The organism is Streptosporangium roseum DSM 43021 (genome assembly GCF_000024865.1).
Classification (GTDB): domain Bacteria; phylum Actinomycetota; class Actinomycetes; order Streptosporangiales; family Streptosporangiaceae; genus Streptosporangium; species Streptosporangium roseum.
Genome location: NC_013595.1, coordinates 6,043,624 through 6,069,812, shown reverse-complemented (window position 1 = coordinate 6,069,812; position 26,189 = coordinate 6,043,624). Strand labels below are relative to the sequence as shown.

25 protein-coding genes are annotated in these 26,189 nt (G+C 70.5%); 11 read left to right on the top strand and 14 right to left on the bottom strand.

Going from position 1 to position 26,189, the window contains the following annotated elements; translation table 11 throughout:
* Positions 1-67 precede the first annotated feature (67 nt).
* From SROS_RS46225 to SROS_RS26720, 4 genes are all read right to left on the bottom strand, one after another.
* Complete coding sequence (locus tag SROS_RS46225) at positions 68-1,147, bottom strand: CHAP domain-containing protein (RefSeq protein WP_012892038.1); 1,080 nt, start codon at positions 1,145-1,147, stop codon at positions 68-70.
* A gap of 287 nt (positions 1,148-1,434) precedes the next feature.
* Entirely contained in the window at positions 1,435-2,712 is a 1,278-nt protein-coding gene (locus SROS_RS26730) for an RNA polymerase sigma factor (RefSeq protein ID WP_012892037.1), read from the bottom strand.
* The gene (locus SROS_RS26725) at positions 2,709-3,107 is read right to left on the bottom strand and encodes a YciI family protein (protein WP_012892036.1); all 399 of its coding nucleotides are present in this window, start codon (positions 3,105-3,107) and stop codon (positions 2,709-2,711) included. Before SROS_RS26725 ends, SROS_RS26730 begins: the two co-directional genes overlap by 4 nt.
* A gap of 102 nt (positions 3,108-3,209) precedes the next feature.
* Positions 3,210-3,482, bottom strand: a complete 273-nt coding sequence (locus tag SROS_RS26720) for a hypothetical protein (RefSeq protein ID WP_052317050.1) — start codon at positions 3,480-3,482, stop codon at positions 3,210-3,212.
* 255 nt (positions 3,483-3,737) lie between these two features.
* On the opposite strand from SROS_RS26720, the gene SROS_RS26715 reads away from it, so the two are divergent.
* The 6 genes from SROS_RS26715 to SROS_RS26690 all read left to right on the top strand — a co-directional run bounded on the left by SROS_RS26715 (position 3,738) and on the right by SROS_RS26690 (position 10,718).
* Positions 3,738-4,634 (top strand): phytanoyl-CoA dioxygenase family protein, encoded by an 897-nt coding sequence (locus tag SROS_RS26715; RefSeq protein ID WP_012892035.1) that lies wholly within the window; start codon positions 3,738-3,740, stop codon positions 4,632-4,634.
* A gap of 18 nt (positions 4,635-4,652) precedes the next feature.
* Positions 4,653-6,206 carry an FAD/NAD(P)-binding protein gene (locus tag SROS_RS26710; RefSeq protein ID WP_081453226.1) on the top strand — a complete coding sequence of 518 codons (1,554 nt, stop codon included), beginning with the start codon at positions 4,653-4,655 and terminating at the stop codon, positions 6,204-6,206.
* Between the two features lie 49 nt (positions 6,207-6,255).
* Positions 6,256-7,608: a DUF6002 family protein gene (locus tag SROS_RS26705; RefSeq protein ID WP_012892033.1), complete on the top strand. Its 1,353-nt coding sequence runs from the start codon at positions 6,256-6,258 to the stop codon at positions 7,606-7,608.
* 29 nt (positions 7,609-7,637) lie between these two features.
* Positions 7,638-8,300 carry a pyridoxamine 5'-phosphate oxidase family protein gene (locus tag SROS_RS26700; protein WP_012892032.1) on the top strand — a complete coding sequence of 221 codons (663 nt, stop codon included), beginning with the start codon at positions 7,638-7,640 and terminating at the stop codon, positions 8,298-8,300.
* Between the two features lie 61 nt (positions 8,301-8,361).
* Positions 8,362-9,594 (top strand): MFS transporter, encoded by a 1,233-nt coding sequence (locus SROS_RS26695; protein ID WP_012892031.1) that lies wholly within the window; start codon positions 8,362-8,364, stop codon positions 9,592-9,594.
* A 32-nt stretch (positions 9,595-9,626) separates the two neighbouring features.
* Positions 9,627-10,718, top strand: a complete 1,092-nt coding sequence (locus tag SROS_RS26690; RefSeq protein ID WP_012892030.1) for a hypothetical protein — start codon at positions 9,627-9,629, stop codon at positions 10,716-10,718.
* 125 nt (positions 10,719-10,843) lie between these two features.
* On the opposite strand, the gene SROS_RS26685 is transcribed toward SROS_RS26690, so the two are convergent.
* A complete protein-coding gene (locus tag SROS_RS26685; protein WP_012892029.1) occupies positions 10,844-11,713 on the bottom strand; it encodes a Cgl0159 family (beta/alpha)8-fold protein in 870 nt (289 codons plus the stop codon).
* Positions 11,714-11,883: 170 nt separating this feature from the next.
* Between SROS_RS26685 and SROS_RS51205 the strand changes: the two genes are divergently transcribed.
* On the top strand, positions 11,884-12,045 hold the full coding sequence (locus SROS_RS51205) for a hypothetical protein (protein ID WP_169369390.1): 162 nt from the start codon (positions 11,884-11,886) through the stop codon (positions 12,043-12,045).
* A 467-nt stretch (positions 12,046-12,512) separates the two neighbouring features.
* Here SROS_RS51205 and SROS_RS26680 read toward each other — a convergent pair whose 3' ends face one another.
* Positions 12,513-12,998, bottom strand: coding sequence for a MarR family winged helix-turn-helix transcriptional regulator (locus SROS_RS26680; protein ID WP_012892028.1), 486 nt, complete (start codon positions 12,996-12,998; stop codon positions 12,513-12,515).
* A gap of 176 nt (positions 12,999-13,174) precedes the next feature.
* Between SROS_RS26680 and SROS_RS26675 the strand changes: the two genes are divergently transcribed.
* Both SROS_RS26675 and SROS_RS26670 read left to right on the top strand, forming a co-directional pair.
* Positions 13,175-14,350, top strand: coding sequence for an NADH:flavin oxidoreductase (locus tag SROS_RS26675; protein ID WP_012892027.1), 1,176 nt, complete (start codon positions 13,175-13,177; stop codon positions 14,348-14,350).
* Between the two features lie 80 nt (positions 14,351-14,430).
* Complete coding sequence (locus tag SROS_RS26670; protein ID WP_012892026.1) at positions 14,431-14,880, top strand: hypothetical protein; 450 nt, start codon at positions 14,431-14,433, stop codon at positions 14,878-14,880.
* 18 nt (positions 14,881-14,898) lie between these two features.
* Here the strand turns inward: SROS_RS26670 and SROS_RS26665 are convergent, their stop codons facing one another.
* The 8 genes from SROS_RS26665 to SROS_RS26630 all read right to left on the bottom strand — a co-directional run bounded on the left by SROS_RS26665 (position 14,899) and on the right by SROS_RS26630 (position 25,415).
* On the bottom strand, positions 14,899-16,929 hold the full coding sequence (locus tag SROS_RS26665) for a family 10 glycosylhydrolase (RefSeq protein WP_012892025.1): 2,031 nt from the start codon (positions 16,927-16,929) through the stop codon (positions 14,899-14,901).
* Positions 16,930-17,048: 119 nt separating this feature from the next.
* Positions 17,049-17,627 (bottom strand): DsbA family protein, encoded by a 579-nt coding sequence (locus SROS_RS26660; RefSeq protein WP_012892024.1) that lies wholly within the window; start codon positions 17,625-17,627, stop codon positions 17,049-17,051.
* Positions 17,628-17,788: 161 nt separating this feature from the next.
* Positions 17,789-18,631, bottom strand: coding sequence for a PIG-L deacetylase family protein (locus SROS_RS26655; RefSeq protein WP_012892023.1), 843 nt, complete (start codon positions 18,629-18,631; stop codon positions 17,789-17,791).
* 123 nt (positions 18,632-18,754) lie between these two features.
* The gene (locus SROS_RS26650) at positions 18,755-19,963 is read right to left on the bottom strand and encodes an ROK family transcriptional regulator (RefSeq protein WP_012892022.1); all 1,209 of its coding nucleotides are present in this window, start codon (positions 19,961-19,963) and stop codon (positions 18,755-18,757) included.
* A 35-nt stretch (positions 19,964-19,998) separates the two neighbouring features.
* A complete protein-coding gene (locus SROS_RS26645; RefSeq protein WP_012892021.1) occupies positions 19,999-20,877 on the bottom strand; it encodes a carbohydrate ABC transporter permease in 879 nt (292 codons plus the stop codon).
* Between the two features lie 2 nt (positions 20,878-20,879).
* Complete coding sequence (locus tag SROS_RS26640; protein WP_012892020.1) at positions 20,880-21,797, bottom strand: carbohydrate ABC transporter permease; 918 nt, start codon at positions 21,795-21,797, stop codon at positions 20,880-20,882.
* A gap of 3 nt (positions 21,798-21,800) precedes the next feature.
* Positions 21,801-23,258: an N-acetylglucosamine/diacetylchitobiose ABC transporter substrate-binding protein gene (gene ngcE, locus SROS_RS26635; RefSeq protein WP_012892019.1), complete on the bottom strand. Its 1,458-nt coding sequence runs from the start codon at positions 23,256-23,258 to the stop codon at positions 21,801-21,803.
* Between the two features lie 393 nt (positions 23,259-23,651).
* The gene (locus SROS_RS26630; RefSeq protein WP_012892018.1) at positions 23,652-25,415 is read right to left on the bottom strand and encodes a PD-(D/E)XK nuclease family protein; all 1,764 of its coding nucleotides are present in this window, start codon (positions 25,413-25,415) and stop codon (positions 23,652-23,654) included.
* A gap of 193 nt (positions 25,416-25,608) precedes the next feature.
* On the opposite strand from SROS_RS26630, the gene SROS_RS26625 reads away from it, so the two are divergent.
* Together SROS_RS26625 and SROS_RS26620 are read left to right on the top strand one after the other, a co-directional pair.
* The gene (locus tag SROS_RS26625; protein ID WP_148269215.1) at positions 25,609-25,827 is read left to right on the top strand and encodes a hypothetical protein; all 219 of its coding nucleotides are present in this window, start codon (positions 25,609-25,611) and stop codon (positions 25,825-25,827) included.
* 3 nt (positions 25,828-25,830) lie between these two features.
* Positions 25,831-26,175: a DUF1036 domain-containing protein gene (locus SROS_RS26620; RefSeq protein ID WP_012892017.1), complete on the top strand. Its 345-nt coding sequence runs from the start codon at positions 25,831-25,833 to the stop codon at positions 26,173-26,175.
* Positions 26,176-26,189 lie beyond the last annotated feature (14 nt).

Sequence of the window (26,189 nt, the reverse complement as noted above, 5' to 3'; positions counted from 1 at the left end):
TTTGGCTAACCTAATTAATCAAACCGGGGGTGCCGCGCCCGGCGGGACCGTCCGCCCGCTCATCCGGTCAGGGCGAGTACGGCCGGCGCCCGGCCCTGGCACCCGCCGGTCGCGCCGGACCGGCCCCGCCGCCCGCCCGCCGGTGCACGTGCCGGACGGCCTGCCGGGGCCCGGCCCCTCCGGCCGACGCCCCCGGCCGGTCGACGCCCGGTCCGAGGGGCGTCTCCCCGCCCGGCCCGGGGGATGGCTTCACGTCTGGCGGGGGGACCGTCTCCCCGCCCGGTCCAGGGAATGTCTCCGTCCCCGCTCCGTGGACCATCCCTGTGCCCGCTCCGGGAACCGTCTCCGTGCCGGGTCCGTGGGACGTCTCCGTGCCCGGTCCCCGCCTGCGGTGGCGTCCGCCCGCCGGGACGCGGGAGTGCCTGTCCGCCGGGAGGGAGGGCGGCCAGGCCGCCGGGGCGGGTGCCCCTCCCGCCGCCGAGGCGCGCGGACGGCGTCTGGCCAGGGCAAGCGTCGCGCCGAGGGCGAGGAGGAGCACTCCCGCGACCGGTACGGCCTCCGTGGGGACATGGGGTGTCTCCGGGCGGCCGGTCACGGAGGCGGTCACGGATCCGGCGGCCGTCGCCGCGCCAGTCTTGATCCGTCCGGCCGTCACCGGGACGGGCGCGTCCTCACCCGTCAGGCGCTCCTTGACCTTGCGCGGCAGACCGTAGCCGACGACCTTGCTCTCGTCGCGCGTCTTGCGCTTCAGCCAGACCCCGTCGACGTTGCCCTCGATGGTGTGGAGCGTTCCACCCTCCACCCGCTCGACGACGCCGACGTGGTCGATGCCCTTGATGTCCTTGCCGCCGGACCAGTCGAAGAAGACCAGGGCCCCCGGCTCCGGCTCGCCGGACCACGCGTCCCGCGCCTCGAACCAGCGGGCGTGGGAGGGCGTCCAGGCGAACTGGCCGACGAAGTCCTCGATCCCTGCCTTCCCGGCGGCCCAGGCGATGACCATGTCGCACCAGGGGGCCGTTCTGTACTGGGGGTCCTTGACGACATTGGTGGAATACCACTCGCCGAACGTGGTGCGCTGCCCGGCCTGCTCCCGGTATCCGAGCTCCGGCTCCATGACTCTGAGCAGATTCTCACCGATCGGATCCACGACCGTCAGCCACCCCGTCCACTCTTCTCCTCCGCCCTTCCGCGAAGGGAAGGGTGGTCACCGCCCGCTAACGCTGGACTGTATTCACAGGAAAGGCGAAAAGTCGGGTTTTAGATTAAAAAGCCACCTTGAAAGGCTGTTTAATGCCGGATTTGGTGATGGCGAGCAGCCGGGACCTGTGATCGTCTATCATCGCCCGCCGGGCTTCGCGGCGCGGCTCCGGGGCCCCCGGGGCATGTCCCCTGAGTCACGAGAGCGGGACCCGGGTCTGCGGACATCGAAGGCTCTTACAGGTCCCGGCGGACCGATCCGGACACCGTCGCGGCGAGCCTGGCGGCACGGGCGGTGAGGTAGTCCCGCTCCGGGACGCTCATCGTACGGCCGGCCGCCACCCGATAGTCGTCGACGGCCGCCTGCAGGTCGCCGTCCATCTCCAGCAGATGGGCCCGCGCGGTGTGGAAGCGGTGGTGCCCCGCCAGGCGTCCGTCGGCGTCGAGTGCCTTCAGCATGTCGAGGCCGGTCGCGGCGCCGTGCACCATGGCGGCGGCGACGGCGCGGTTGAGCGAGATCACGGGGTTGTCGGACATGCGTTCCAGCAGGCCGTACAGCGCGAGGATCTGCGGCCAGTCGGTCTCCTCGGCACTCGCCGCCTCGTCGTGCAGCGCCGCGATCGCCGCCTGGAGCTGATAGGGGCCGACCGCGCCCTTGGCGAGGGTGGCGGTGATGAGCGCGACCCCTTCGGCGACGGCGTCGCCGTCCCACCGGCTCCGGTCCTGCTCGGCCAGCGGGATCGGGGCGCCGCGCGGACCGGTCCGCGCGGCGCGCCGGGCGTCGGTGAGCAGCATCAGCGCGAGAAGCCCCGCCACCTCGCAGTCGTCCGGGAGCAGGGCGTGGACCGTCCTGGCCAGCCGGATCGCCTCGCGGGACAGCTCCACGCGGTGCAGGTCGGGGCCGGCGCTGCTGGCGTAGCCCTCGTTGAAGATGAGGTAGAGGACGTGCAGCACCGAGCCGAGCCGCCGCGCCCGCTCCCGGGAGGCCGGCATCCGGAACGGCACCCCCGATGCCTTGATGCGCTGCTTGGCCCGGCTGATCCGCTGCGCCATGGTCGCCTCGGGCACCAGGAACGCCTTGGCGATCTCGGCCGTGGTCAGGCCGCCCACCGACCGCAGGGTGAGAGCGATGGCGGAGGCCGGGGTGAGCGCGGGATGACAGCACAGGAACAGCATGATCAGCGTGTCGTCCCGGTCCGTCTCGTGGGCGTCGTCGGCGGGGGGCGCGGTCCGCCGTTCCGGGGGCGCCTGCGTGGCCACCAGCTCCTCCCGGCGGCGGCGGGCCTGCTCGTTGCGCACCTGCTCGGTCATCCGGCGGAACGCGACCTGGATGAGCCAGCCGCGTGGATTGCCCGGCACACCCTCCTCCGGCCACTGGGCCGCGGCGTTCAGCAGCGCCTCCTGGACCGCGTCCTCGGCGGTGTCGAAGTCCCCGGTGCGGCGGGTGAGCACGCCGACGACCTGCGGCGCGAGTTCGCGCAGCAGGTCGTCGACGGCCGGATCGTCAGCGCTCACAGCTCCTCGGGCGGGGCCGACATCACCTGGCGCACCTCGATCGGCATGTTCAACGGCTTACCGCCCGGTCCGGGCGCGGCCGAGAGGGACGCGGCGAGCTCGATCGCCCGCTCCTGGCTGTCGCAGTCGACGATCCAGTAGCCGATCAGAAACTCCTTCGTCTCGGGATAGGGGCCGTCCGTGATCACGGGGGCGCCGCCGTCACCGGCCCGCACGATCCTGGCCTGGTCGGGCATCGCCAGTCCCTGCGCCTCCACGAGCTCCCCGGCGGCGGTGAGCTTCTCGTTCGTGCTGTGCATGAACTCGATGTGGGCCATGACGTCCTCGGGGGGCCATGTGCTGATCGGCGGGAAGTCGGCCTGCCGGCCAAACTGCATCAGCAGCATGTACTTCATGTTCTGGCTCCTTCGGTTTCCGCGCCTGCCTGGGCGCTCACTCATAGGTAGAAGCACGCCTCCATGTTCTCTACATCCTGGCCGGAATTCAGGGGAGAAAAATCAGGCGGGATGGAGGGGGCTCACCGGACGGGCTCCAGTGCTCCGTTCCTTAAAGCAGGTAGATAAAACGGCGTCGGCGCTGACGAGGCTCGGGGCCGGGCGACCCCAGGCCCAGGGGTGGGCGCGGGTGTTGAGCTGGGCGGTCGCCACAGCGGTGGCGTAGACGATCTGGACGGGGTCGGCGAAGGTCTGCCCGGCCAGGGCCTGGCGGCGGAAGACGAGCCACCAGGCTTCCTGCGGGTTGAGCCGGCAGGCCCGCTTGGGGATGAACACCTGCTGGATCCATGGGCGCCCGGTGAGCCATTCGCGGGTGGAGACGCTAGCGCTAATGGCTGTTCCTCAACTCCGGGTTCGGCTCCGCCCATCGCCTGCTGCGAACCTTCTCGGGCCGGCCGCGCTCTGCGACAAAGATCGATCGAACCACTGGACAACATCTGATACGGACAATAGCTTGTCCATATGTAAGGACATATCGCACAAAGATGTGCGTACGCCCCGGGTCCGTGTCTCTGGTCGAGGAGAACGTACATGCTGGTCGACGAGGTCCGCCGCATCACCCCCAAGGTCCTGACGGAAGAGCAGCGGGAGTTCTACTTCAGCAACGGCTATCTGCTCCTGGAGGAGGTGATCCCCAGCGAGTGGCTCACCCGGCTCCGGGCGGCGACCGACGAGATGATCGAGCGCAGCCGGACGATCGACCGCTCCGACGCGGTGTTCGACATCGAGCCGGGGCACTCTGCCGAAACCCCCCGGCTACGGCGCGTGACCAGCCCGGTCGACCAGCACCCGGATTACTGGCGCTTCGCGCGGGACTCGGCGCTCGCCGACATCGCGGCCGACCTGGTGGGCCCGGACGTGAAATTCCATCATGCCAAGTTGAATTTCAAGTGGGCCCGCGGCGGCGCCGAGGTGAAGTGGCACCAGGATGTGCAGTTCTGGCCGCACACCAACTACAGTTCGCTGACCTTCGGCACCTATTTGTACGACTGTTCCCTGGACCAGGCGCCGCTCGGCGTGATTCCGGGCAGCCATGAAGGCGAACTCTACGACCTCTACGGCTCCGACGGCACCTGGACGGGGGCGCTGAACGATTCCGACGCCGCCGCGCTGCCCGCCGACCGTGCGGTCTATCTCCCGGGGCCGGCCGGGTCGGTGACCATTCACAACTGCCGGGCCCTGCACTGCTCGGCCAAGAACGAGTCGGACCTCGGCCGGCCGCTGTTGCTCAACGTGTACAGCGCGGCCAATTCCATGCCTTATACCGCGAATCCGCTGCCCAGCAGCCATGCCGGCGAGATCGTACGCGGCGAGCCGGCCCGGTGGGCGGCGCACGACCCTCGCCCGTGTCTCCTGCCACCGGACTGGTCCGGCGGTGATTACACCAGCCTGTTCGTGACCCAGCAGCGGGAGACCACGCGGCGCTGAAGGCGCGGCGTATCCCGTATGGAACCGGGGGCCGCGCTGCCGCTCAGTGCTGCCCGGAATTCCGCCGTCGACCGTACCTCCGCGCATGAAGAGGGCGACATGAAGCTGGGAATCATCGGGGGCGGCGGTGCGGCCGTCGCATTGCTGGCCGCACTCACCTGTGACCGCCTGCCGGACCTCGACGTCACGGTTTTCGAACCGGCGAAGAACGTCGGGCCCGGCCGGGCCTATCTCCCCGACTCCGACATCGCGCTGCTGAACGTCTCAGCCGAGCGCATGTCCGTACTGTCGGACTCACCCGGGCACTTCCTGCAATGGGTCAAGGAACGGGGCGGCCTGAACGGAGGCCCTGTCTCCCCGGCGGCGTTTCTTCCCCGTCGGCTGTTCGGCGAATATCTCGCCGCCGTGGCGGCCGAGATCACCGATCGGCTGGCCGGACGTGGGAAAAGCGTGCGCACGGTGAGATCGCCGGTAATACGGCTGCGCCAGGGTCCGGCCGGCTTTCACGCGCTCACCGAGGACGGGCGGCGTTTCGACGGCCTGGACCGCGTGGTGCTGTGCGTGGGCACCGGAGGGCCGGTCGATGTGTACCGGCTGGCCCGGTCGCCGGGATATATCAACGACTCCTATCCGCTGAGCGCACAATTGGCCGCCGTGCCGCGCAAAGCCCATGTCCTGGTGCTGGGAACGGGTCTGACCGCCGTCGACACCGTGCTGTTCCTGCTGGAGAACAGCCATCGGGGCGGCATCACCATGGCGTCGAGGAACGGGCTGCTGCCGACCGTACGCACCAGCGCCACCGCGCCAGAATTGCGGCACCTCTCCCACGCCGCCGTTCGCGCCGCCTTGGCGGCCGACCCGGTCATGACCGGGGAGCGGCTGCTGGCGCTGCTCGACCGCGAATTGCGGGAGGCGGGGATGGACCTGAACCGCGCGTGCGCCGAGGCCGTACCGGGCGAGTCAGTCGCCCGCCGGCTGCGCCGCCAGCTCCAGCAGGCCCGCGACGGCGGCGCACTCTGGCAGCCCGTCATCATCGAGGCGATGCACGAGTCGATCGAGCTCATCTGGCACGCCATGCCCGACGCCGAACGGCGCCGGTTTCTCACTCGCTGGCACCGGAAATTCGTCAGCCTGCTGAGCCCGATGCCTCAGCGGACGGCCATCCGGCTGCAGGCGGCCTCCGACGCGGGACAACTGCGGGTCGTGCGCGGTGTCCGCGGGATAAGGCCCGGTGAATTCCCGCTTCCCGCCTTTCTCGCCTCGACCGGTGCGGGCGACATCGCGGCCGACATCGTGGTCAACACGACGCGCCCGGCCGCCGCGGCCATTCCTGAAGCGGCGATTCCGCTGGTCGAGGGCCTGGTGAAAACCGGCGTGGCGCGGCGGCATCCCCTGGGAGGCGTGGACGTGGCCCGGTACACCAACAGGGTCCTGGCAGCGGACGGGAGCGAGAACCGGAACCTGTTCGCTCTGGGACATCTGACAGCAGGCACCCATTACTACACCAGTTCCATGCTCATCATCGGACGGCAGGCCCGCATCGTCGCCGACCAACTCCTGCGCCACTGCTAGATCCGCCCCCCCACCCGCACGCCTTCCTTTGAGTGAAAGGTGCCACTCCATGAGCCTTGGCGCGCGCAATTTCGCGGCCAAAATCAAGACCACCGACTCCGAGAGCGTCATCACCCGCTATTACAACGGCGTGCGGGAGGCCTCCCGGCGCTGCGCACCGGCCCGATCCACCGGCTTCGCCCCGGAATTCTCCTACCCGGTGCTGACCGACGCGTGGGAGGAGTATTTCGCCGTCGCCGGTGCCTCGCTGAGTCCGCTGGGCAGTTACGCCGGCCGGAATCTGGTTCTGCTGGACCTGATGAAGAATCCGGGAACCCGTACGACCAAGACCACGGCGTCCCTTCTGATGGTGGCCCGGGCGGTGCAGCACATCGATCGGACCGGCGAATCGGTCCTCCTGTTCACCCCCTCCTCGGGAAACAAGGCCATCGCCCTGCGCGACGCCGTGGCTCGTGCTCTGGAGCTGAAGCTGGCCACCCCTGACAAACTGCGCATCGTCACGCTGACGCCGGCGGCCACGCTGTACAAGTTCCGGCGCAACGTTCTCACCGAGTCCGACGAACTGCGGGCCCGCAATCCGATCCTCGTCTACTCCGGGCCCGAGGCCGGCGACGTCAAGAACATCGGCCGAACGTTCGCCGAAGCTGAGGCCGGGACGGGTGAGAGGGTCTGGTATTCCCTCGACATCGCCAACTACAAGGTGGCCGACGCCTGCCGCGCCTTTTACGAGCACGAATTCGGCGACGCCCAGCCTGGCCACCGGCTCCTGCACGCGCACGCCGTCTCCAGCGCGTACGGCCTGCTCGGCTATCAGCACGGCATCGACACCATGGCCGCGCTGGGCATCACGCACTCGCAGCCGGGATTCCTCCTGGTCCAGCACCTGGCGACCAGCGACATGGTCCGCCACTACCTGACCGAGACGAAAGGCCATGACCCGCAGCCGAACTGGGAGCGCAGCGACGCCGACGAGGTGTACGAGCAGCGGAGCTCCCCGCACTTCCCCCAGGTGACGTGGAATCCGCAGGAGAATCTCGAGCCCACCTTCTACACCCGCAATCCGCCCACCGCGCCGGAGATGACCGCACTGATCGCCGAGCACGGAGGATCGGCTGTCGTGGTGTCGCTGCTGGAGTGCGTCCAGCGCTACGGCACCGTACGACACCACTTCCAGGCCAGCGACCGGCCGCTTCCCGCCGATCCCCGCCATCTGGCCGAATGGTCGCTGGTCATGGGGCTCACCGGCGTGCTCAACAGCCTGGACCGGGGCCTGGTCTGCGGCTTCGACGGCGTGGTGCTGCACGGCTCCGGCATGTACGTCGCCGAACCGGAACAGATGCCGGAACGGTCTCAGGTCATCGAGGTCCGCTCGGCCGAAGATGTCGCCAAGGCCGTGCTGTAAGCGCCCGGCGGAACAGAAAGAAGGCCGACATGAACAGTACCGGGCATGGCCCCCTGTCACCCACGGCACGCAGCACCGTACGCCGCTACCACGAGCGCGCCGCGACCGACCGTCAGGCTCTGTACGACGTGCTGGACGCCGGGCTCGTCTGCCACCTGGGGTTCGTCGCGGACGGCGGACCTGTCGTGCTGCCCAGCGTGTACGGCCGCGAGGGCGACACGCTGTACCTGCACGCATCGGCTGGCGCCCGCAGCGCGCGCGTCCTCGCCCCCGGAGCGCCGATATGCGTGACGGTGACCCATCTCGATGCCATCGTCTACGCGCGCTCGGTCTACCACAACTCTGTGAACTACCGCTCGGCCGTCGTCCACGGAACCGGCCGGCTCCTGCGCGAGGAGGAGAAGCGGCACGGCATGCGGGTCGTGGCCGAGCATCTCGCGCCGGGCGCGTGGGACTACGGGCACGAACCGGACCGCAAGGTGCTGGCCCGGGTCGCCGTCATGACCCTGGACCTGGCCGAGGCGTCGGTGAAGATCCGCGACGCGCCGCCCAATGATCACGGCGACCAGGTCGACCTGGACAAGTGGGCCGGTCTGCTGCCGGTGCGCACGTCCTTCGGCGTCCCCGAGCCTGAGGCGCGGGTGCCCGACGGGCTGCCGGTGCCGGAGCACATCCGCTCCCGCCGGATGTGACGGAGCGTGCCCGCCCCCCCGGCCGTCTCAGCAGCGTGCCAGAAAGCGCAGGTGAGTGACCATGTCGTTCCCCGAAACACCACCGGCCGCGGCCGGGGCCGAGTGTCCGTCGGCGCCCGCGCACGCGCCTGCCGGGGGCGCGCGAGACTCGCGCCGCGCGTGGCTGGCGGCGGCGGGCGCGACGCTCGCCGCATCCGTGGTCTATGGGCTGGCGTACAGCTACGGGCAGTTCTTCGGGCCCATGGCCCAGGCCTTTCACGCCGGTGACGGCGCGGCGTCCGTGGTCTTCTCGATCACGACCTTGCTGGGGTTCGGCCTGAGCGCCGTCACCGGCCCTGTCGCGGACCGGGCCGGGCCCCGCCTGATGCTGCTCGTCGGCGCCGTCTGCCTGGGGCTCGGCCTTCACCTCACCGCGATCTCGGACGCGCTGTGGCAGGCGTACCTGGCCTACGGGCTCGGTATTGGGCTGGGAGTCGGGTGCGTGTACGTCCCGGTGGTCACCGCCACCGGCCGCTGGTTCGACCGCTACCGAACGGTCGCCACCGGCAGCGTGGTCACCGGCGTGGGGATCGGCACGGTCGTCAGCTCGCCGCTGTCGGCCTGGATGGTGAGCCATTTCGGCTGGCGGCACGCCTACGAGTACTACGCCGTCGGGGGAGCCGCTCTGCTGCTGCTGGCCGCCGCCCTCGTCGGCCGGCCGCCACAGGCGCCGGACGCCCCCATCGCCGCGCAACGGCCGCCCGCGCGTGGATTCCGCACCCTCTACGTGGCGTCGCTGCTCGTCTGCATGGCCAACTACGTTCCGTTCGCGCACCTCGCTCTCTCGGCGCAGCGCCTGGGCATCGGCGCCCTGGCCGCCGCGGCCCTGATCTCCGCCATCGGCATCAGCAGCATCGCGGGCCGCCTGGTGATCACCGCCCTCGCCGACCGGTTCGGGTCGCTCGCCCTCTTCAAGGCCTGTCATGCGGGGATCGGCCTGGGCCTGCTGGTGTGGACGACCGCGCGGGGTTACGGGGGGTTGCTGGCGTTCGCGGTCATCCACGGCACCATGTACGGCGGCTACAGCGCCCTCCTCCCCGTCGTGCTGGCCGACCAGTTCGGCCTGGCACGCCTCGGCAGGCTGCTCGGCCTGCTGTTCACCGCACTCGGCGCGGGCTCCGCACTCGGCCCCGCGCTGGTCGGCTACCTCGTCCAGAGCACCGGCGGGTACGGGACGGCCTTGACGGCTCTGACCGTGCTCGGCCTCCTGGGCGCCGGCATCGTCATGAGCTACCGGGAGCGGAGCACCCCGTGATCTCAGCCGCGACACATTCGGAAGGTGATGTGATGGCCGAGCGCGGCATCGTGATTCTGGGCAGCGGCTCGCTGACCCGATCGATCTGTTACTCCCTGGCGGCCGTCTGCGCTGCGGAATGCGTCGTGACCGTCGTGTCGACGACGCCGTCGAGCTCAGCGGAAGTATGTTACGTCGCGGATGTCCGGGCGGCGTCGAGCGGCACCCCGGTGCGGTTCCGCGCCCTGTCGGCGGACCGGTACGCGGCCGAGTCCATCTCCTCGATCCTGCGGCAGACCCGTCCGCGGATCGTCCTGAACTGTGCCTCGTACCAGTCCCCCTGGGAGAAGACCCGCTCGCCTTCGGCGTGGACCGCGCTGATGAACAGCGCCGGTTTCGGGCTCACCCTCCCGCTCCAGGCGGCCGTCGCCATCGAAGCGGCCTCGGCGATCGCCGCCCTGGACCCACCTCCCCTCTTCCTCAACGCCTGCTTTCCCGATGCGGTGAATCCGCTGCTCAAAACGCTTGAACTGCCGATCTTCTGCGGCGTGGGGAACGTGGCGCTGCTCGCCGCCTCGCTGCGAGAATCACTCCGCCCGGCCCGCGGGGGACGCCTTCAGGTCCTGGGGCATCACTGGCACCTGCACACCCCCGACCACGCCGCCGATGAGGCGCTGGCCTGGCTGGATGGGACGCCGGTCCGCGAGGTCGGCCCGCTGCTCCGGCGTCAGCGCGCCGCGGCCCGATCCGAGTTGAACGCCGTGACCGGCCACGTCACCGCGCTGCTGCTGGCGGACCTCGTCACCGGGCGCGAAGTGCGAACCAGCCTGCCGGGCCCGCTCGGGCTGCCCGGTGGTTATCCCGTCCGCATCTACGGGCGGAGCCTCGCATTGGATCTGCCCGCGGACATGTCGCCGGCGCAGGCCGTCGCATTGAACAGCGCGTGGGCGGAGCGGGACGGGGTCAGCGTCGAGGAGAACGGGGAGGTCAGGTTCTCCGCGTGGGCCTCGCTCGCGATCAGGTCCGAGCTTCCGGATTTCCCGAACGCGGTGCACGCGAGGGACATCCCGGAGCTCTGCTCGCGCCTGCTGGACCTGAGAGGCCGCCTGCGACGGACCCGGGCCGCCTCAGCCGACCATCATTGAATGATCCGCCTTGACCGACCCCCCTGCCGCCGCCCCGTCCAAGGGCGGCCTTCCCCGAACGGTCCGCCTTGAACGGTCCGCCACCCCGTCCAAGGCGACCTTCATGCGCCAGGCGCCCCCCTGGATCACAACAGGCTGACCGCCCTGTCCACAGCACCGGCCACGTCCCCATCGGCCGGATACAGCAGCGTCCGGCCAGGCACCAGGCCCAGCGCGCTGGGCATCTTCAGCGCGCGTTCCCACCTGGCGAACACCTGCTCAGGGTCGGTGCCGTCGCCCCCGAGCAGCAACACGGGCAGGGTCGATGCCGCCAGAACCTCGGTCATGTCCTCGATCACGGGGAGCTTCAGCCAGGTATAGGCGGTACGTCGCCCCAGCGCGCAGGCGATCGTGATCGACTGGATCACGGCCTCGGGCGACAGGTCATTGCAGATCTTGCCGTTGTTCCATCGGGAAATGAACGGTTCGACCATCGCGATCAGCTTGCGGTCGTTGAGTTCGTTCACGGCCCGGGCCGTGTTCTCCAGCACAGAAGGCGTCGCCGCGTCATCCAACGCGATCCGGGTCAGCGTCTTGCCCCCGTCGAAGCCCATGGAGGCGATGGTCTCCGCGTCATAGGCGGTGAAGCGGTCATCGATCTCGAACGTCGAGCCGGCCAGGCCGGCCCGGTTCATCGATCCGAACACCGACTTGCCGTCCAGCACGCCGAGCAGCAGCAGATCTTCCAGGATGTCGGCCGTGCCCATCACTCCGGTCACCCCAGGGCGTTCCAGCGCCACGCAGAGCCGGTCCAGGAGCGCGCCCCGATCGGCCATGGCCATCGAATCCCCGCCGGCGCCGAGCGCGCCGCGCGCCGGATGGTCCGCAGCGATGATCATCGCCCGGCCATGCTCCCCCACCACGGAAGACGCCGGCACGCGTCGCTTCGCCGCCTCGGCAATCGCCTCAGGGTTGTGTACCCGCGTGCGCACGATCTCGCCCACCCTGGCAGCCATGGCAATCCTCCGCAGGTAGAGTTTGTAAGGACATATTGTTTGTCCTGACAAAATTACCAACCAGGGATGTAGGAGTCAACGATCACTCTGGGGATCGCAGCGGAACACATCCCCCACCTGACCGAAGGCGGCACGGGAACGCCCGGCTTGCACGCCGCCGGGCGCGCGCCGTGGCGCTGTTTGAGAGTTCTGCCGATGACAACGCCATGAGCGGCGCGGACCGGGTGATGGTGCATGACCAGCGCCAGGAGATCACCCGGGACGCGCAGTATCAGGTGACCAAGCCACGTCGTGGCGAAAGCTCCCGGAGCCGAAGCCGGCACTGCGCCTGAAAGGTCGTTCCCGCATCGGCCTCAACGGGCCGGCGCTCCCTTGGGCGGGGAACAGAGCAGCTTGTCCCCGCGCTCCTGAGCGGAGGGCGGGGACAAGCAAGAAGCGCCATCAACCGCAGCCTGCAGCACCAGCGCTGGCCAAATCCGTGAACTGTTCGACAGACCTGCGAGCGCCGACTGCTGCCAAACTGATGGACAAGCGCTGTCCTTTTTCGTGGACAGATCCAACGAACGCGCCCCTGACCTGCAGTGACGTGGTGTTGCGCACCGGGACAGAAGGACTGTCCGCCTTGGTTATTGAGCGCTGGTGGCTGATCCGCGCCCCCAAACCCAAATAACCCCGCCCATGCGGTCGCCGCCGCCGCGCAACTCAATGCGCACGCCGAACCCTGGATCTGAGGGAGACCACCGCCACAGCCTCGGACCCTGCGTCGCAGGTTCGTCTACCTGCTTTGAGGAACGCGGCACTAGGAGTCCCCGGTGCCGGGGGCGGAGGCCAGCCGGGAGGCCTGCTCGGTGCCGACCGCGGAGACCCGGCGGAGGTAGTCGCCGATGACGGCGAGCTGCTCGTCGGTGAAGTCGTCCAGGGCCGAGAGGAAGGCCTCGCCGGGGGTGTCCCAGGCGTCGTCCACCTCCGACACCGGCTTGGGGGCCAGTGAGACCAGCGTCTTCCTGCGGTCGGCGGGGTCGCCGCGGCGGACCACCAGGCCGGCCCTGTCCAGCCGGTCCACCAGCCGGGTGGCCGATCCCGACGTCAGGCCGGTCAGTTTGGCGATCTCTCCCGTGGTCAGCGGCTCCTCCTCGAGCGAGAGCAGGCTGAGGCACTGCAGATCGGTGGGATGGAGCCCCAGATGGTCGGCGAGAGCCTGGTTGAACAGCGTGTAGGCGGCGTAGTGCCTGCGGCTGTCGGCGACCACCTGCTTGATCAGCCGCTCCCGGGCCTCGTTCGGCATGTGACGGCCACCCTTCCGACTTTGGATGTATAGCGCAGATAGTGTGTTGCGCACAATGTGTGTCGCAGATCCACTCTAAGGCGGTGTGCCTCCACCGTGCCGCCGGCCGGTGAAGATTCGCGGATCGGGGCGGCGTACCGCTGACATGCAAGCGCTTGTTTGGTAGACAGTGAGTCATGGCCGACACCGTTGCCGACGTCTTCGCCCCCGCGAAGCTCGGGCCGATCACCCTGCGCAACCGCCTGATCAAGTCCGCCACCTTCGAGGGCAGGACCCCGGAGGCGCTGGTCTCCGACGACCTGGTCGAGTTCCACCGGCGGACGGCCGCCGGTGGCGTGGGCATGACCACCGTCGCCTACTGCGCGGTCGCCCCCGAGGGGCGCACCGAGCGGCGGCAGATCTGGATGCGGGCGGAGGCCGTCCCCGGGCTGCGCCGGCTCGCCGACGCCGTACACGCCGAGGGGGCGGCCGTCTCCGCGCAGATCGGTCACGCCGGTCCGGTGGCCAACCCGGCCTCCAACCGGCTCCCCGCGCTGGCACCCACCCGCCGGCTCAACCCGATGAGCATGACCATGACCCGCGCGGCGACGATCCCGGACATCGAACGCGTCGTGCGGGCGCACGCCGACGCGGCGCTCGTCGCGGCGGAGTCCGGCTTCGACGCCGTCGAGATCCACATGGGACACAACTACCTGGCCAGCGCCTTCCTCAGCCCCCGGCTCAACCACCGAGCCGACGCGTACGGCGGGAGCCTGGCCAACCGCGCCCGGATGGCCCGCGAGGTGGCCCGCGCCGTCCGCGACGCCGTCGGCGACCGGATCGCGATCCTGGCCAAGCTCAACATGGACGACGGGGTCCGCGGCGGCCTGGTGATCGAGGAGAGCCTCCAGGTCGCGGCCTGGCTGGAGGAGGACGGCGGCCTCGACGCCATCGAGCTGACCGAGGGCAGCTCGCTGCTCAACCCGATGTACCTGTTCAAGGGGGACGTCCCGCTCAAGGAGTTCGCCGGGGTCTTCCCGCAGCCGCAACGGCTGGGCGTGCGGCTGCTGGGCCGCAGCCTCCTGCGGGCCTACCCCTACCGGGACGCCTACCTCCTCGACGACGCCCGCCGGTTCCGGGCCGCCCTGCGCATGCCGCTGGTCCTGCTCGGCGGCATCACCGACCGCCGGACCATGGACCTGGCCATGCGGGAGGGCTTCGAGTTCGCGGCCATGGGCAGGGCGCTGCTCATGGAACCCGATCTGCCGATCCGGATCAGGCGGGACCGGGCCACCGCGTCCCGGTGCGTCCACTGCAACAAGTGCATGCCGACCATCTACACCGGCACGCGGTGCGCGCTCACCGATCCGTAGGGCTGCAAACCGGGTGCCGCCTGGTCGAATAGCATGTGACCGCACTTGTACGGCATGAGCGAGGGGCGGGATGGGTTTCCATGTTCGACGACAGGACACAGGAGACCCTCCGCCGCCTGCTGGACCTCGCGGAGCACCCCTCGACCCCGCAGCCCGAGCGGGCCCTGGCCGTCACGCGGATCCGGGCGCTCATCATGGTGCCCGAGGGTGACGCGCGCCGCGCCCCGGTGACCCCGGCCATGGACGCCGACATCCTCAAGAAGATCAGGCCGCTGACCAGGCGGGTCGACGAGGACCTGGTCAACGAGGTGCACGGCGACCTCTACGCCTTCAGCACCCGCTACCGGGTGATCGGCGAGGTCGCCGACGAGATGGCCCGCCTGCTCGACCGCTGGAGCGGCGTCGTCCCGGAGAAGCGCCACCGGCACGAGGAGACGGTCCGGATCACGGCCTCGAAGCTCGCCTACCTCCTGGAGCGCCGTGACCTGTTCCGCAAGCCGAAGTGGAGCAACCGCCCGAGGCCGAAGTAGGCGTGCGCCGCCGCGGCGTCAGACCCTGGTGATGCGTACGGCGTCGGCGATGACGTAGCCGGCGGTGGAGACCCAGCGGCTCACCCCGACGACGTTGTAGGCGCCGGCGGAGAGGGTGAACGTGCCGAGGCTGCGCCACTGGCCGCCGCTGACGCGCTGGTCGACGTTGATCACCTGGTTGCCTCCGCCGGCCGCCACGATGAACGGCGTCGCGCTGTTGTAGCCGGAGTTCGCCGGATGCCAGATCTCGATCCGGTAGCTGCCGGCGGCGGGGATCTGCGCCTTGAACCACGCCGGGTCGCTCGCCGCGACGGGCTCGGCGAACCGGTAGTCGGTGCCGTGGAGCTGCGAGGAGAAGCTTGAGGTGCCCCAGCCGGAGCCCGCGGTGAAGCCGGCGTCACGGTTGTCGACGACGACGCTGAACGGACCGGTGGCCGCGACCACCCGGCCCGCGCTCGGCGCGCTTTCGTGGTGCAGCCGGTCCATGGCCGTCACGTAGTAGGTGTAGGTGCCCGCGGTGGCGGTGGTGTCGGTGAAGGACGTCCCGCGGGTCGTCTTGAGCAGGTTGCGGGCGTCGGCGAAGAAACACGGGTCCGCCGCCGGGGAGGAGTCGACCCGGTAGATCGCGTACGAGAGCGGGCTGCTCGATCCGTCGCGCTGCCATGACAGGGAGACCCCGCCGGGGAGGCGGGTCGCCGAGGTGATCGAGGGGCTGGCCGGCGCGGCCGCGCCGCCGCGGGCGGGTATCAGGGCGGGCCTGGAGTAGTGGTCGCCCACCAGGCGGGAGACGGCGCCGATCCGGTCGGCCCGGATGTCCTTGGCGCTGAAGAAGACGTCGCCGACCACCTCCGGGTGCCGCCGGTTGTACTGGAGGTGGTCGGCCAGTTCCCCGGGCCGTTGCCAGGCCGCGTCCTGGCCGGCCGCTCCGGCCCGGTAGGCGGCCTGCCCGATGAGGAGCCGCACGCCGGTGCCCTTGACCACGGAGGCCCACCAGGCGGTGAGCGTCTCGTAGTCGGCGGTGGGATGCCCGATGTGCCAGTAGACCTGCGGCGCGATGTAGTCGACCCAGCCCTGCTTCACCCAGAGCCGGGTGTCGGCGTAGACGGCGTCGTACGACTGCATGCCGGAGGTCTGCGAACCGAGCGGGTCGGTGGCGGCGTTGCGCCAGATGCCGAACGGGCTGACCCCGAACTCGACCCACGACTTGGCCGCGTGGATCCGCTGGCCCAGCTCCTTCACCAGCAGGTTGACGTTGTCGCGCCGCCAGTCGTGGACGTTGCCGAAACCGGCGCCGTACTGGGCGTAGGCGGAGGCGTCCGGGATCGTCTCGCCGCTGACCGGATACGGGTAGAAGTAGTCGTCGAGGTGCACGCCGTCGATGTCGTAACGGGTGACGGCGTCCATGACGGCGTCCTCGATGAAGCCGCGGACCGCGGGGATCCCCGGGTTGTAGTAGAGCTTGCCGCCGTGGGCGAACCGCCAGCCGGGATTCCTCCGGGCCGGGTGCGTGGCCACCAGCCGGGTGGGGTCGTCGTGGTTGGCGACCCGGTAGGGGTTGAACCACGCGTGGAACTCGATGTCGCGGGCGTGCGCCTCGCTCACCATGAACGCCAGCGGGTCGTAGCCGGGGTCGCCCCCCTGGGTGCCCGTCAGCCACTGCGACCACGGCTCATGGGGTGACGGCCAGAACGCGTCGGCCGTCGGCCTGACCTGCACGACGACGGCGTTCATGTTCCGCTGCGCCGCGAGGTCCAGCCAGGCACGGAACTCGGCCTGCTGCGCCTGCACGCTCAGGCCGGTCCTGCTCGGCCAGTCGATGTTGGCCACGCTGGCGATCCACATGGCGCGGAGCCGGTGTTTGGGAGTGGCCGGGTCGGTGGGGCAGGCGGCGGCTCCGCCCGCCGCGCCGGTGGTGGCCGGCGCGGGCGCGACGGCACCCGCCGCGGGGGCGGGGGCGAGGGCGCCGGTGAGAACGAGGCTGAGGGCTACCGCGGCGATGCGACCGATGGCGGCGGACCGCCACGGCCGGCCCGCTCGATACGTCGTCACAGAAGGAAAGCTTCAGTGCTTTCCGGCAAAAGTGCAATAGTCTTCATGTCGGTTGGTATCGGACGCCCGCCCCCGCCCCGGCGGCAGGCGGCCGGCCGGGGCGGGGCCGCGCCCGGGGATCAGCGGACGGCGGCCGCCACGGCGGTGACGATCGTCTGGGGGCTCGCCGGCACGGCGATCCCCTCGACGAGGACGGTGGGGGTGCCGCTCACCCCCCGTTCGACGGCCGTGTCCGTCACGTGGGCGGTCCAGTCGAGATAGATGCCGTTGCGCACGCCCGCGCCGAACGCCGGCTCGGTGAGCCCGGCCATGGCGCCGATCTCGGCCAGCTCGTCGTCGGTGAGCCCCGGTCCCCCCTCGGGGGGCTGGTTGGCGAAGAGCGCGTAGGTGTACTCCATGAATCTCCCGCCGTCGGAGGCGCAGCCCGAGGAGGCGGACGCGCGAGAGGAGTAGCGGGTGGTCGACAGCCCGTCCAGGAAGCCCATCGGGTGGTACACGAGGCTGATCGCCCCCTCTCCCACCAGCCTGTCCAGCGTCGGCCCGGACGCCTGCTCGAACATCTTGCAGAACGGGCACAGGAAGTCGACGTAGACGTCGACGGTGACCGGGCCGGCGCCGACGACGATGCCGTCCTTGTCCGCGGAGGCTCCGGCCGGCGCGTGGAGCGGTGACGCTATCGGGTGTGGTCGGGTGCTCATGAGCTCCTCCTCGCGATGCGGATACGGGGGAGAGTCGCGGGCACGTCTGCCCGAAACATCCCTTTTCTACCCAGAGGCGAGGTGTCGCAGCGCAAAAACGGACAAAACCCGGCCCGCCGTGCGGAGTGCCGGGTTGCCCGCTCCGGGGGCCGGGCTCCGGCTCAGGAGACCCGGGCGGCCAGATCGCCGTCGAAGACGTCGAGGAGCAGACGCAACTCCTCCTCCGGTACGGCACGGCCGTAGTCCGCGAGCTGGAAGGTCTCGGCGTGGCGGACCCGCCGTGCGTGCGCGTCGCCGTACCGTCCGGCCAGAGCCGGGCGCATGCCGTCACCGGCGAGCATGAACTCCTCCCAGTGGGTGAGGACGAAAGCGCGGCGTTCCTCGGTCGCGTCCTCCGCCGGCACCAGGTCGGCGAGTCCCCGCGCGGCGGGGGAGTACTCGAAGAACTGCGAGGCGTGTGCCGCGCAGGCATCCAGCTTCCTGTCGATGACGGGGTCGACGTCGACGGCGACATCGTGCCGGTGGAAGCCGGGAGCGGCGTAGTCCACCATGAGCAGGCAGAGCGGCTGGCGCTCCAGCGCGGGACTGCCGGGCACCACGTTGGGCGTCGTGCAGAAGGCCACCGCGTCGGAGACCAGGCGGCCCGCCGCCCGGTTGTCCGGGTGGCCGGGACCCTCGCCGTGCAGGGCGATGACCACGTCCGCCCGCCACCCGCGGATCAGCTCGATCATCTTCCTGCGCATCGCGACGGAGGGCTCCAGCTCGCCGTCGTGCACGTCCAGGATCTCGTACTCAAGCACGCCGAGTGCCTCGGCCGCGCGCACGGCCTCCTTGGCCCGGTGCCGGGCCAGCGGCACGGGCTCCATCGTGAAATGGCCCGCGTCACCGTTGGTCAGCGACACGAACTTCACCGCGTGGCCCGCGCGGGCCAGCAGCGCCGCGGTCCCACCGGCGTACATCTCCGCCTCGTCCGGATGGGCACCGACGACAAGGACCTTCGACATTCCTGTTCTCCTTCGTGGATACGGATTCATTGATCGGGCTCGGTGGATGTGGTCTCGTCGGCGGCTCCGCGGGCGCGGCCTCGCCCGGCGGGAGCGGCCCGGTAGAGGTGGGCGGCCGGTGCGCTACCGGCCCGCCGTACCGGCCTTGAAAACCTGCTCGCGCGCGATGCCCAGGGCGAACTCGACGGCCCCCGCCCGCACGGCGTTGCCGCTGACCGCGCTGAGCACCAGCGGGGTGCGGGCGAGCGCGGTGGTGGCCAGCCGGACGGCGACCATCCGGCGGAGCTCCTCGCCGCCCGCCGCGCAGAGCGAGCCGCCGAGCACCACCAGATGCGGGTCGAGGACGCCGACCAGCGCGATGACGCCGACGGCCATCCTGGCGGCCAGCGCCTCGAGGAAGCCGGTGCTCCCGTCGGCGACGGCCCGGCTGACGGCGTCCGCCGCGCCGCTCACCGCGCTGTCCGCCGCGGGGCCGCCGGATCCGGTGCCCGCCGCGAGGCCGTGGGCGCGGGCGAGCCGCAGTACGGCCTCCGCGCCGAGGATCGAGTCGAGCGACCCGCCCTCCGGGCCCAGCACCCGTCCCCGCTCGGCGGGGTCGGGGACGACGATGGAGCCGATCTCGCCGCCCCGCCCTGTGGCGCCTCTCAGCAGGGCGCCGTTCAGCACGACGCCCGCGCCGATGCCCCGGCCCAGCCAGAACAGCGCGAAGCTCTCCGCGTCGCGTGCCGAGCCCTTGACCATCTCCTCGACCGCGACGAGGTTCACGTCGTTCTCCATGCGCACGCGGTCGTTGCCGAGCCGCGCGCGCAGGGGCGAGAGGTCGTGCACGTGCTCCCAGCTGGGCAGCTGGATCACCGAGTCCAGCCGGTCGCCGACGACGTCGATGACGCCGGGCATCCCCACGACGATCTGGTCGAGGTCGGTGGTCCGCAGCCCCGCGGCGCGCGCCGCCTCGGCCACCGCGACGGCGAGCGAGCCCATCGGGTCGTGGATGCCCGGGGTGGCCATGCGGTGCTCGCCGACCACCTGCCCCGTCAGGTCGGCGACGGCCACGTCCAGGGCGTCCGGCGTGACGTCGACCCCGGCCACATGGCAGCAGGAGCCGTCCAGCGCCCACATGTGCGCGGCCGGTCCCGCGCTGCCCGGCTTCCGCCCGCCCTTCTTCACCAGGCGGGCGCTCTCCAGGCGGCGCAGGACCTCGGCCGCGGAGGCCTTCGACAGGCCGGTCAGGCTCTCCAGCTCCCCCCGGGTGAGCGGTCCGCTCCGGAGCAGCAGCTCCAGGGTGGCGCGCTCGTTCAGGGTGCGCAGGACGCGCGGGCTTCCGGAAGACATGCTCATCCTCGTCGTCTGGGTGGTCTGGATCATCGCTACTTCAGCGCACCCGAGGTTAGCCCGGACTGGATCTGGCGCTGGAAGACGACGTAGACGACCAGTACCGGGATGATCGACATGCTGAGCGCGGCGAACAGGCCGGGCCAGTCGGCCTCGTATCCGGCGATGGTCGAGATGTCGGCGATGCCCTGGGTGATGACCCATTTGTCCTTGGCGCCGGAGAGCAGCACCAGTGGCAGGAGGTACTGGTTCCACTGGCCGAGCACGTTGAAGATCGCGATGCTGATCAGTCCGGGTCTGGCCATGGGGAGCATGACCTGGAAGAACGTGCGGACGTGTGAGGCCCCGTCGATCATCGCGGCCTCCGCGACCGAGGCGGGCAGCGTCTTGAAGAACGCGGCCAGGAAGAAGATCGTGAACGGCAGCGAGTAGGCGATGTAGACCAGGACCAGGCCGGTGTGGGTGTTCAGCAGCCCCACCTGGTCGACCACGAAGAAGAGCGGGACCAGGGCGAGGAAGACGGGAAAGGCCATGCCGGAGACGAACAGGTAGTAGATCAGCCGGTTGCCCGGAAACCTGTAGCGGGCCAGCACGTAGGCGGCCAGCGAGCCGAAGAACATGGTCCCGAACGTGCCCGCGGCGACGACGACGACAGTGTTGAGCATGTACGTGCCGACGTTCGCCCTGCCCCACGCGCGGGTCCAGTTGTCCCAGCGCAGCTCGGCGGGGAGTTGCAGCGCGTCCCCGAAGATCTCGGTGTTGTTCTTGAACGACGCGAGCAGGGTCCACAGCAGGGGAAGGACGACCAGCAGCGCCCACACGACCAGCGCGACGTGGGACAGGCCGGTGAGCAGCCCGGGGCGCGGGCGTTCCGCCGCGCGTGTGGTGGACGGTGGTTCGGTGGTGGGGGTCACGGTCAGAACTCGATCCTCTCGCGACGGGTGACCCGCAGGGTCAGCGCCGCGAACGTGATGGTCATGAAGAACAGCGCCACGCCCATCGCCGAGGCGTAGCCGAACTTCGAGTAGCTGAAGGCCGTCTTCCAGATCTCCAGGGGAAGCACGGTGGTGGCGCCGTCCGGGCCGCCGCGGTCGACCGAGAGCACCTGCACCAGCGCGAAGCCGTCGAAGGCGGCGATGCCGAGGTAGACCCAGCCGACCTGCACGGTGTCCCAGAGCAGAGGCAGGGTGATGGACAGGAACATCCGCACCCGGCCCGCGCCGTCCAGCGCCGCCGCCTCGAAGACGTCCTTGGGGATCGCGGCCATGCCGGCGGAGAACAGCACGACGTAGAAGCCGACCGCCTGCCAGACCATGACCGCGATGATCGACCAGAAGGCGAGCCTGGGCTCGGTGAGCCAGCCGACGGGCTCCAGGCCGAGACCGGCCAGGGCGCTGTTGAGGACGCCGCTCTCGTCGGGCCGGTAGACCGCCTTGAACAGCACGCCGACGACGGCGACGGCGAGGACCTGGGGGAGGAAGAACACCACCCGGTAGAACCCCGCGCCCCGCACCCCGCGCATCTTCCCGCTCGCGCCGCCTCCGCCCAGGTTGAGCAGGTAGGCGAAGAACAGCGCGAGGGCGATCGTGACCAGGGGGAGCGTGACCAGCAGCACGCCGTGATTGCGCAGAGCCTGCCAGAACACCTGGTCGTCCCAGAGACGGGCGAAGTTCTCCAGCCCGACGAACCCGGGGGTGCGCGACACCCCCCGCCAGTCGGTCAGCGCGATCTGGAACGCCTGGACGTACGGATTGATCACGAAGGCCACGTAGAGGACCACCGGTACCGCGAGGGACCCGGCGACGAAGCCGAACGCGCGCAGCCGCGCCGACATGGGCTAGACGCTCCGAGTCTGCTTGGTGACCGACGGGTCCTTCTTGATCTCGTCGGCCTTCTTCTGCATGTTCGCGCAGAACTGCTCGGGCGTCGCCCGGCCTGCCATGACCGCGTTCGTCTGGGTCTGGGAGTAGTCGAACAGCTCCTTGTACCAGCTCTCGAACCGCGCGTCGGTGATGGTGTTCCTGCCCGCCGCGTCCTGAGCCCTGGCGGCGCTCCGTACGGCGGGAGGGAGGTCGAGGCCCTCGGCGACGCCGTTGACCACGGTGAGGTTCTTGGTTCTCTCGGTGTATCCGCGAGCCCCCTCCCTGGAGAGCATGATCCGCAGGTACTCCAGGCCGCCCGCGAGGTTGCCGCCCTTGGCCGAGACGAAGAACGCCTCGCTCACCCCCACCATGATGGCCTCCGCGGGCATCTTGTCCGTGGCGGTCACGCTCGGCACCGGGGCGATGGCGTATTCGAAGGAGTCGGGCTTGTCCTTGGCCATCTCGTTGTCCAGCCAGGAGCCACAGGGGTAGAAGGCCACCTTGTCCTGCAGATGTTTGACCTGCGTCTGGGTGTGGTCCAGGCCGAAGTAGGACTTGTCGCCGTACCTGGCCTGCAGGTCCGCCCACGCGGTCACGGAGGCCAGGACGGCGGGGCTGGTCCAGGCGCCGTCCGCCAGGTTGTCGATGTCGATGACGACCTGGTTGCCGCCGATCTTCGCCGCGGTGTAGACGAGGTTCCAGACCTGGTAGAACGGCCCGACCTGGCCGGGGTAGGCGAACAGCGTGATGCCCGCCCTCCGTGTCTCCTCGCCGAGTGCGAGGAAGGCGTCCCAGGTCCTGGGCACCGTCCAGCCCTTGTCCGCGAAGAGCTTGGCGTTGTACCACAGGGCACGGTGGGCGACGGTGTAGTTGAGGACGTGCGGGACGCCGTCGATCAGCGAGTTCTCGTGGGCGCCGCCGACCAGCGTGTCGCGCACCTTCTTCCCCGGGTCGTCGACCGACGGCGCGTCGAAGAGCATGCTCAGATCGGCGAGGTGACCCTCCGCGGTCAGCGCCGCCATGTCGAGCGCCTCCGGGCCGGAGTTGTTCACCACGTCCGGCACGTCACCGCTGACGAAGCGCGGGCGCAGCTGGGTGCCGATCTTCTGCGTGGGGACGTGCTTGATCTCCGCCCGCGGATACGTCTTGCGGTACAGCGGCTGGTGGAGCCCGGTCGCGTAGCCGTCGCCGTTGCCGCCGTTGAAGATCACCACCTCGAGCGGCTTCCCGGGGTCGACGCCGAACGGGTTGGCCGCCGAGGTCGCGGCGGGCGTGGCCGCGGCCGGAGCCGACCCCGCGCCACTCCCGCTTCCGGCCGTCGCGCAGGCGCTGAGCAGGCCCGCGCCCGGACCTGCGGCCAGGGCGGTCAGGCCGATCCGGCGCAGGAGCTGCCGCCGGTTCATCTCTCCCGGCATACCAGTGGATTGGGACATCAGGCCCTCCAGGGGGGAATTGCGATGGGTAACTGGATGTCGCTCCCCAGATGACGGCCTCTCGGCCGGTGTGCGGCGGCGAACCCGTTCAGCGGTCATTTCCGGGGCCGCACGGGTGACGCGGTCGCCGGGATGACACGTGGAGCTATCCGTCTGGATACTTTCTAGACGGATAGCGGGGATCCTAGGGACCTCCTCGGCCCGGCGTCAATGGCCGGAGGACCGCACGGTGCTCGGAAGGGGCGTTTCACCTCGCTGAATACCGCCTCCGCGGCCGCCCCGCGTCAGTGGCCGGAGGGGCGTACGGTGGCTCGGGAGGGGTGTTTCACCTCGCCGGAGAGCGCCTCCGCGGCCGCCCGGCGTTCTGAGCCGGGCGGCTGGAAGGGCGGGCCGCTAGAAGGGCGGCTCGTCGTCGAGTTCGGGGGCGGCGATCGCCTCGGCCACCGCCTCGGCGTGGCTGCTCGGGCGGCCGGAGGACTCCAGGATCTCGCCGGTGGCGGGGTCGATCACCAGGCCGTCCAGGACGAGCGGCGCGCCGTCGCCGGAACGGGAGGCGTCCGGGCACCAGCGGGTCACCGGGCAGACGCGGCACCACGGACCGGGGGTCGCGCGGAAGGCGACGTCCCGATGCCACGCGCGGGTGCGGCCGGACACGACGGCCCGCGCGGTCGCGACCACCACCGGATCCGCGGCGTCGAACGTGACGACCTCGCCCGAAACGGGGGTGAGCTGCTCCAGCTCGACCGACCCGGAGGGGTCCCCGAACGCGCCGTCCGCGATCAGGCAGACGGCCAGGGCGAGCTGCGGGACCATCTCCAGCGCGTTCTCGGCGGTGATGCCGCGCTCCGCGGCGGAGGTCTTCTGCTCCCGGTAGACCAGGCGCCCGCCCACCCGGCGGAGCAGGTCGGGATTGGCGACGACCAGGACGTCGGCGTCGGGATCGTAGGCGGCCACCCTGGGCTCCGGGACGACGTGGGTGACCTCGCCGCCGAGCAGCGGGCACACCCGCAGGTGCTGGAGCAGGTACGGCCGGGCCCGGCGGTATTCGTCCCGGCTCATCGGCGGCCCGTCCCAGGTGAGGTCGCCGGTCTCGGGATCGGGGAGATCCTCCGGCGCGCACGGCCTCGCGCCGGGGCGGCCGTGGGCGGCCTCCAGCCACTGGTGCACGATCAGCCCGCGCCGAACCGCCGTGCTCTCGGCCTCCTCGGCGGGCAGCCGGAGGTCGCGCATGTGCGCCTGGGCCGGGCAGATCTGGTACTGCCGGGCCGTCGTGATCGACCAGGTGCGCCGGTGGGTCCCCCGGTCGGGCAGGCCCAGCAGCCCCGGTGTCCGCGGGAGGGCGCCGCACGAGGCACGCAGCTTGCAGTCGGCGCAGTCGCCGCCGGGTGTCCTGTGGCCGCCGGCCAGCAGCCCGGCCGCCACGGGTCTCACGGAGGAGAGGTAGGCGTGGCGCACCTGCTGGGGCGCGGTGTCCACGAGCACCGCCGCGGCGCCGTCGGTGAGGCCCACCTCGACCACCCGCACCCGCCGGGGGCTCGCGCCGGGCTCGCGGACCGGGACGGGAACGGTCCGGTAGAGGTCCTGCGTGCCTCCCACGGCCCGGTCGCCGGCCGCGGCGACGTAGGCCATCGCCAGCGTGGCGGGCCCGTCGGCCCGGCCCAGCGGGCGCCGCAGCCGCATCCGGCGGAACTCGACCACGGCGCCGTCCGGCGAGCCGTACCAGCGGCCCCACGCGGTCAGGGCCCGCATCTCCGCCGGAGAGCCGCTCCGCTGGACGATCCGGGGGTGGCGTTCCGGGCGGAGCCCGCCCCCCTCCGCGGCCAGGCTGTCGGCCGTCTCCAGATAGGTGTGGCAGGCATGCCGGATCCAGCGCGCGGCTCCGGGATGCACCGGGTCGCGGTTGTCCTCCAGGGCCTGCGTGACCGCCGCGGCCACGTCGGCGCCGTCGAACTCGACGGCGTCCAGCACCCGCATGACCAGGCCGAGCGGGAAGTCCTCCCAGGGGGCGAAGCGGCGGCGTTCGAAGACCTGCGACCGCACGTCCGGCCGGGCCTTGGCCGCGGCGAAGTCACGGCAGTCGCCCTCGCGGCGGTCGAGCATGCTCGCAGACAGGCGGACGACGGCCGGATTCCCGACGAGCTCGGGCGGGAGGGTCATGCCGTCTCCTGAATGCGTCGCATGAACGCCACCTTAGGTAATGAGACCGACGCTTTTCGCCGGGCCGGCGGCCGGATGCGGACTCGTGACAATGCGGCCGACCTCCATCGCACTGCCTTTACAGCACTCTTTACAGCCTTTGACTATTACTGTAAGTTCTGGGGCAGTCACTCAACGCGTTCAAGGAATGGAGTTGAGCCACATGCCGGACAACGGCACCGAGCGTCTGCCCGATCCACGGGTGGGGTTCGCGGACACGACAGAGGCCGACACGGGGGAGGTGAACGCGCGCGCGGGGACGGCGGACCGGATCGCTGTCGCCGCGGGGGCCGACGATCACCTGCCGCCCCTGGCCGACCAGCCGGTCGACGCCAGACCGCTGGCCCAGCGCTTCACGGAACCGGAGGAGTAGACCATGGAGCTGCACTTCCGTAACCGCTACACCTCCAGGGTGTGGGTCGCGATCATGTTCTACAGTCCCGACGGCTGCCGGGACTACGGCCAGTGGGGCACCCGGGGCTGGTGGGCCATCGACCCGGGAGGGGAGGCGCACGTACTCAACACCAGCAACCGCTACGCCGCCTTCTACGCCGAGGCCGCCAACGGAGCGGTCTGGACCGGCCCCTACGGCCCGATGTACGTCTACCAGAACGCCTTCGACTCCTGCCTCAACATCGGCAGCACCGCCGCCAGGGCCGTCGGCACGCGCCTGGTCGACATGAACGGCTACTCCCGCTACTACGTCAACCTCACCTCCTGACGCCGGCGTCCTCG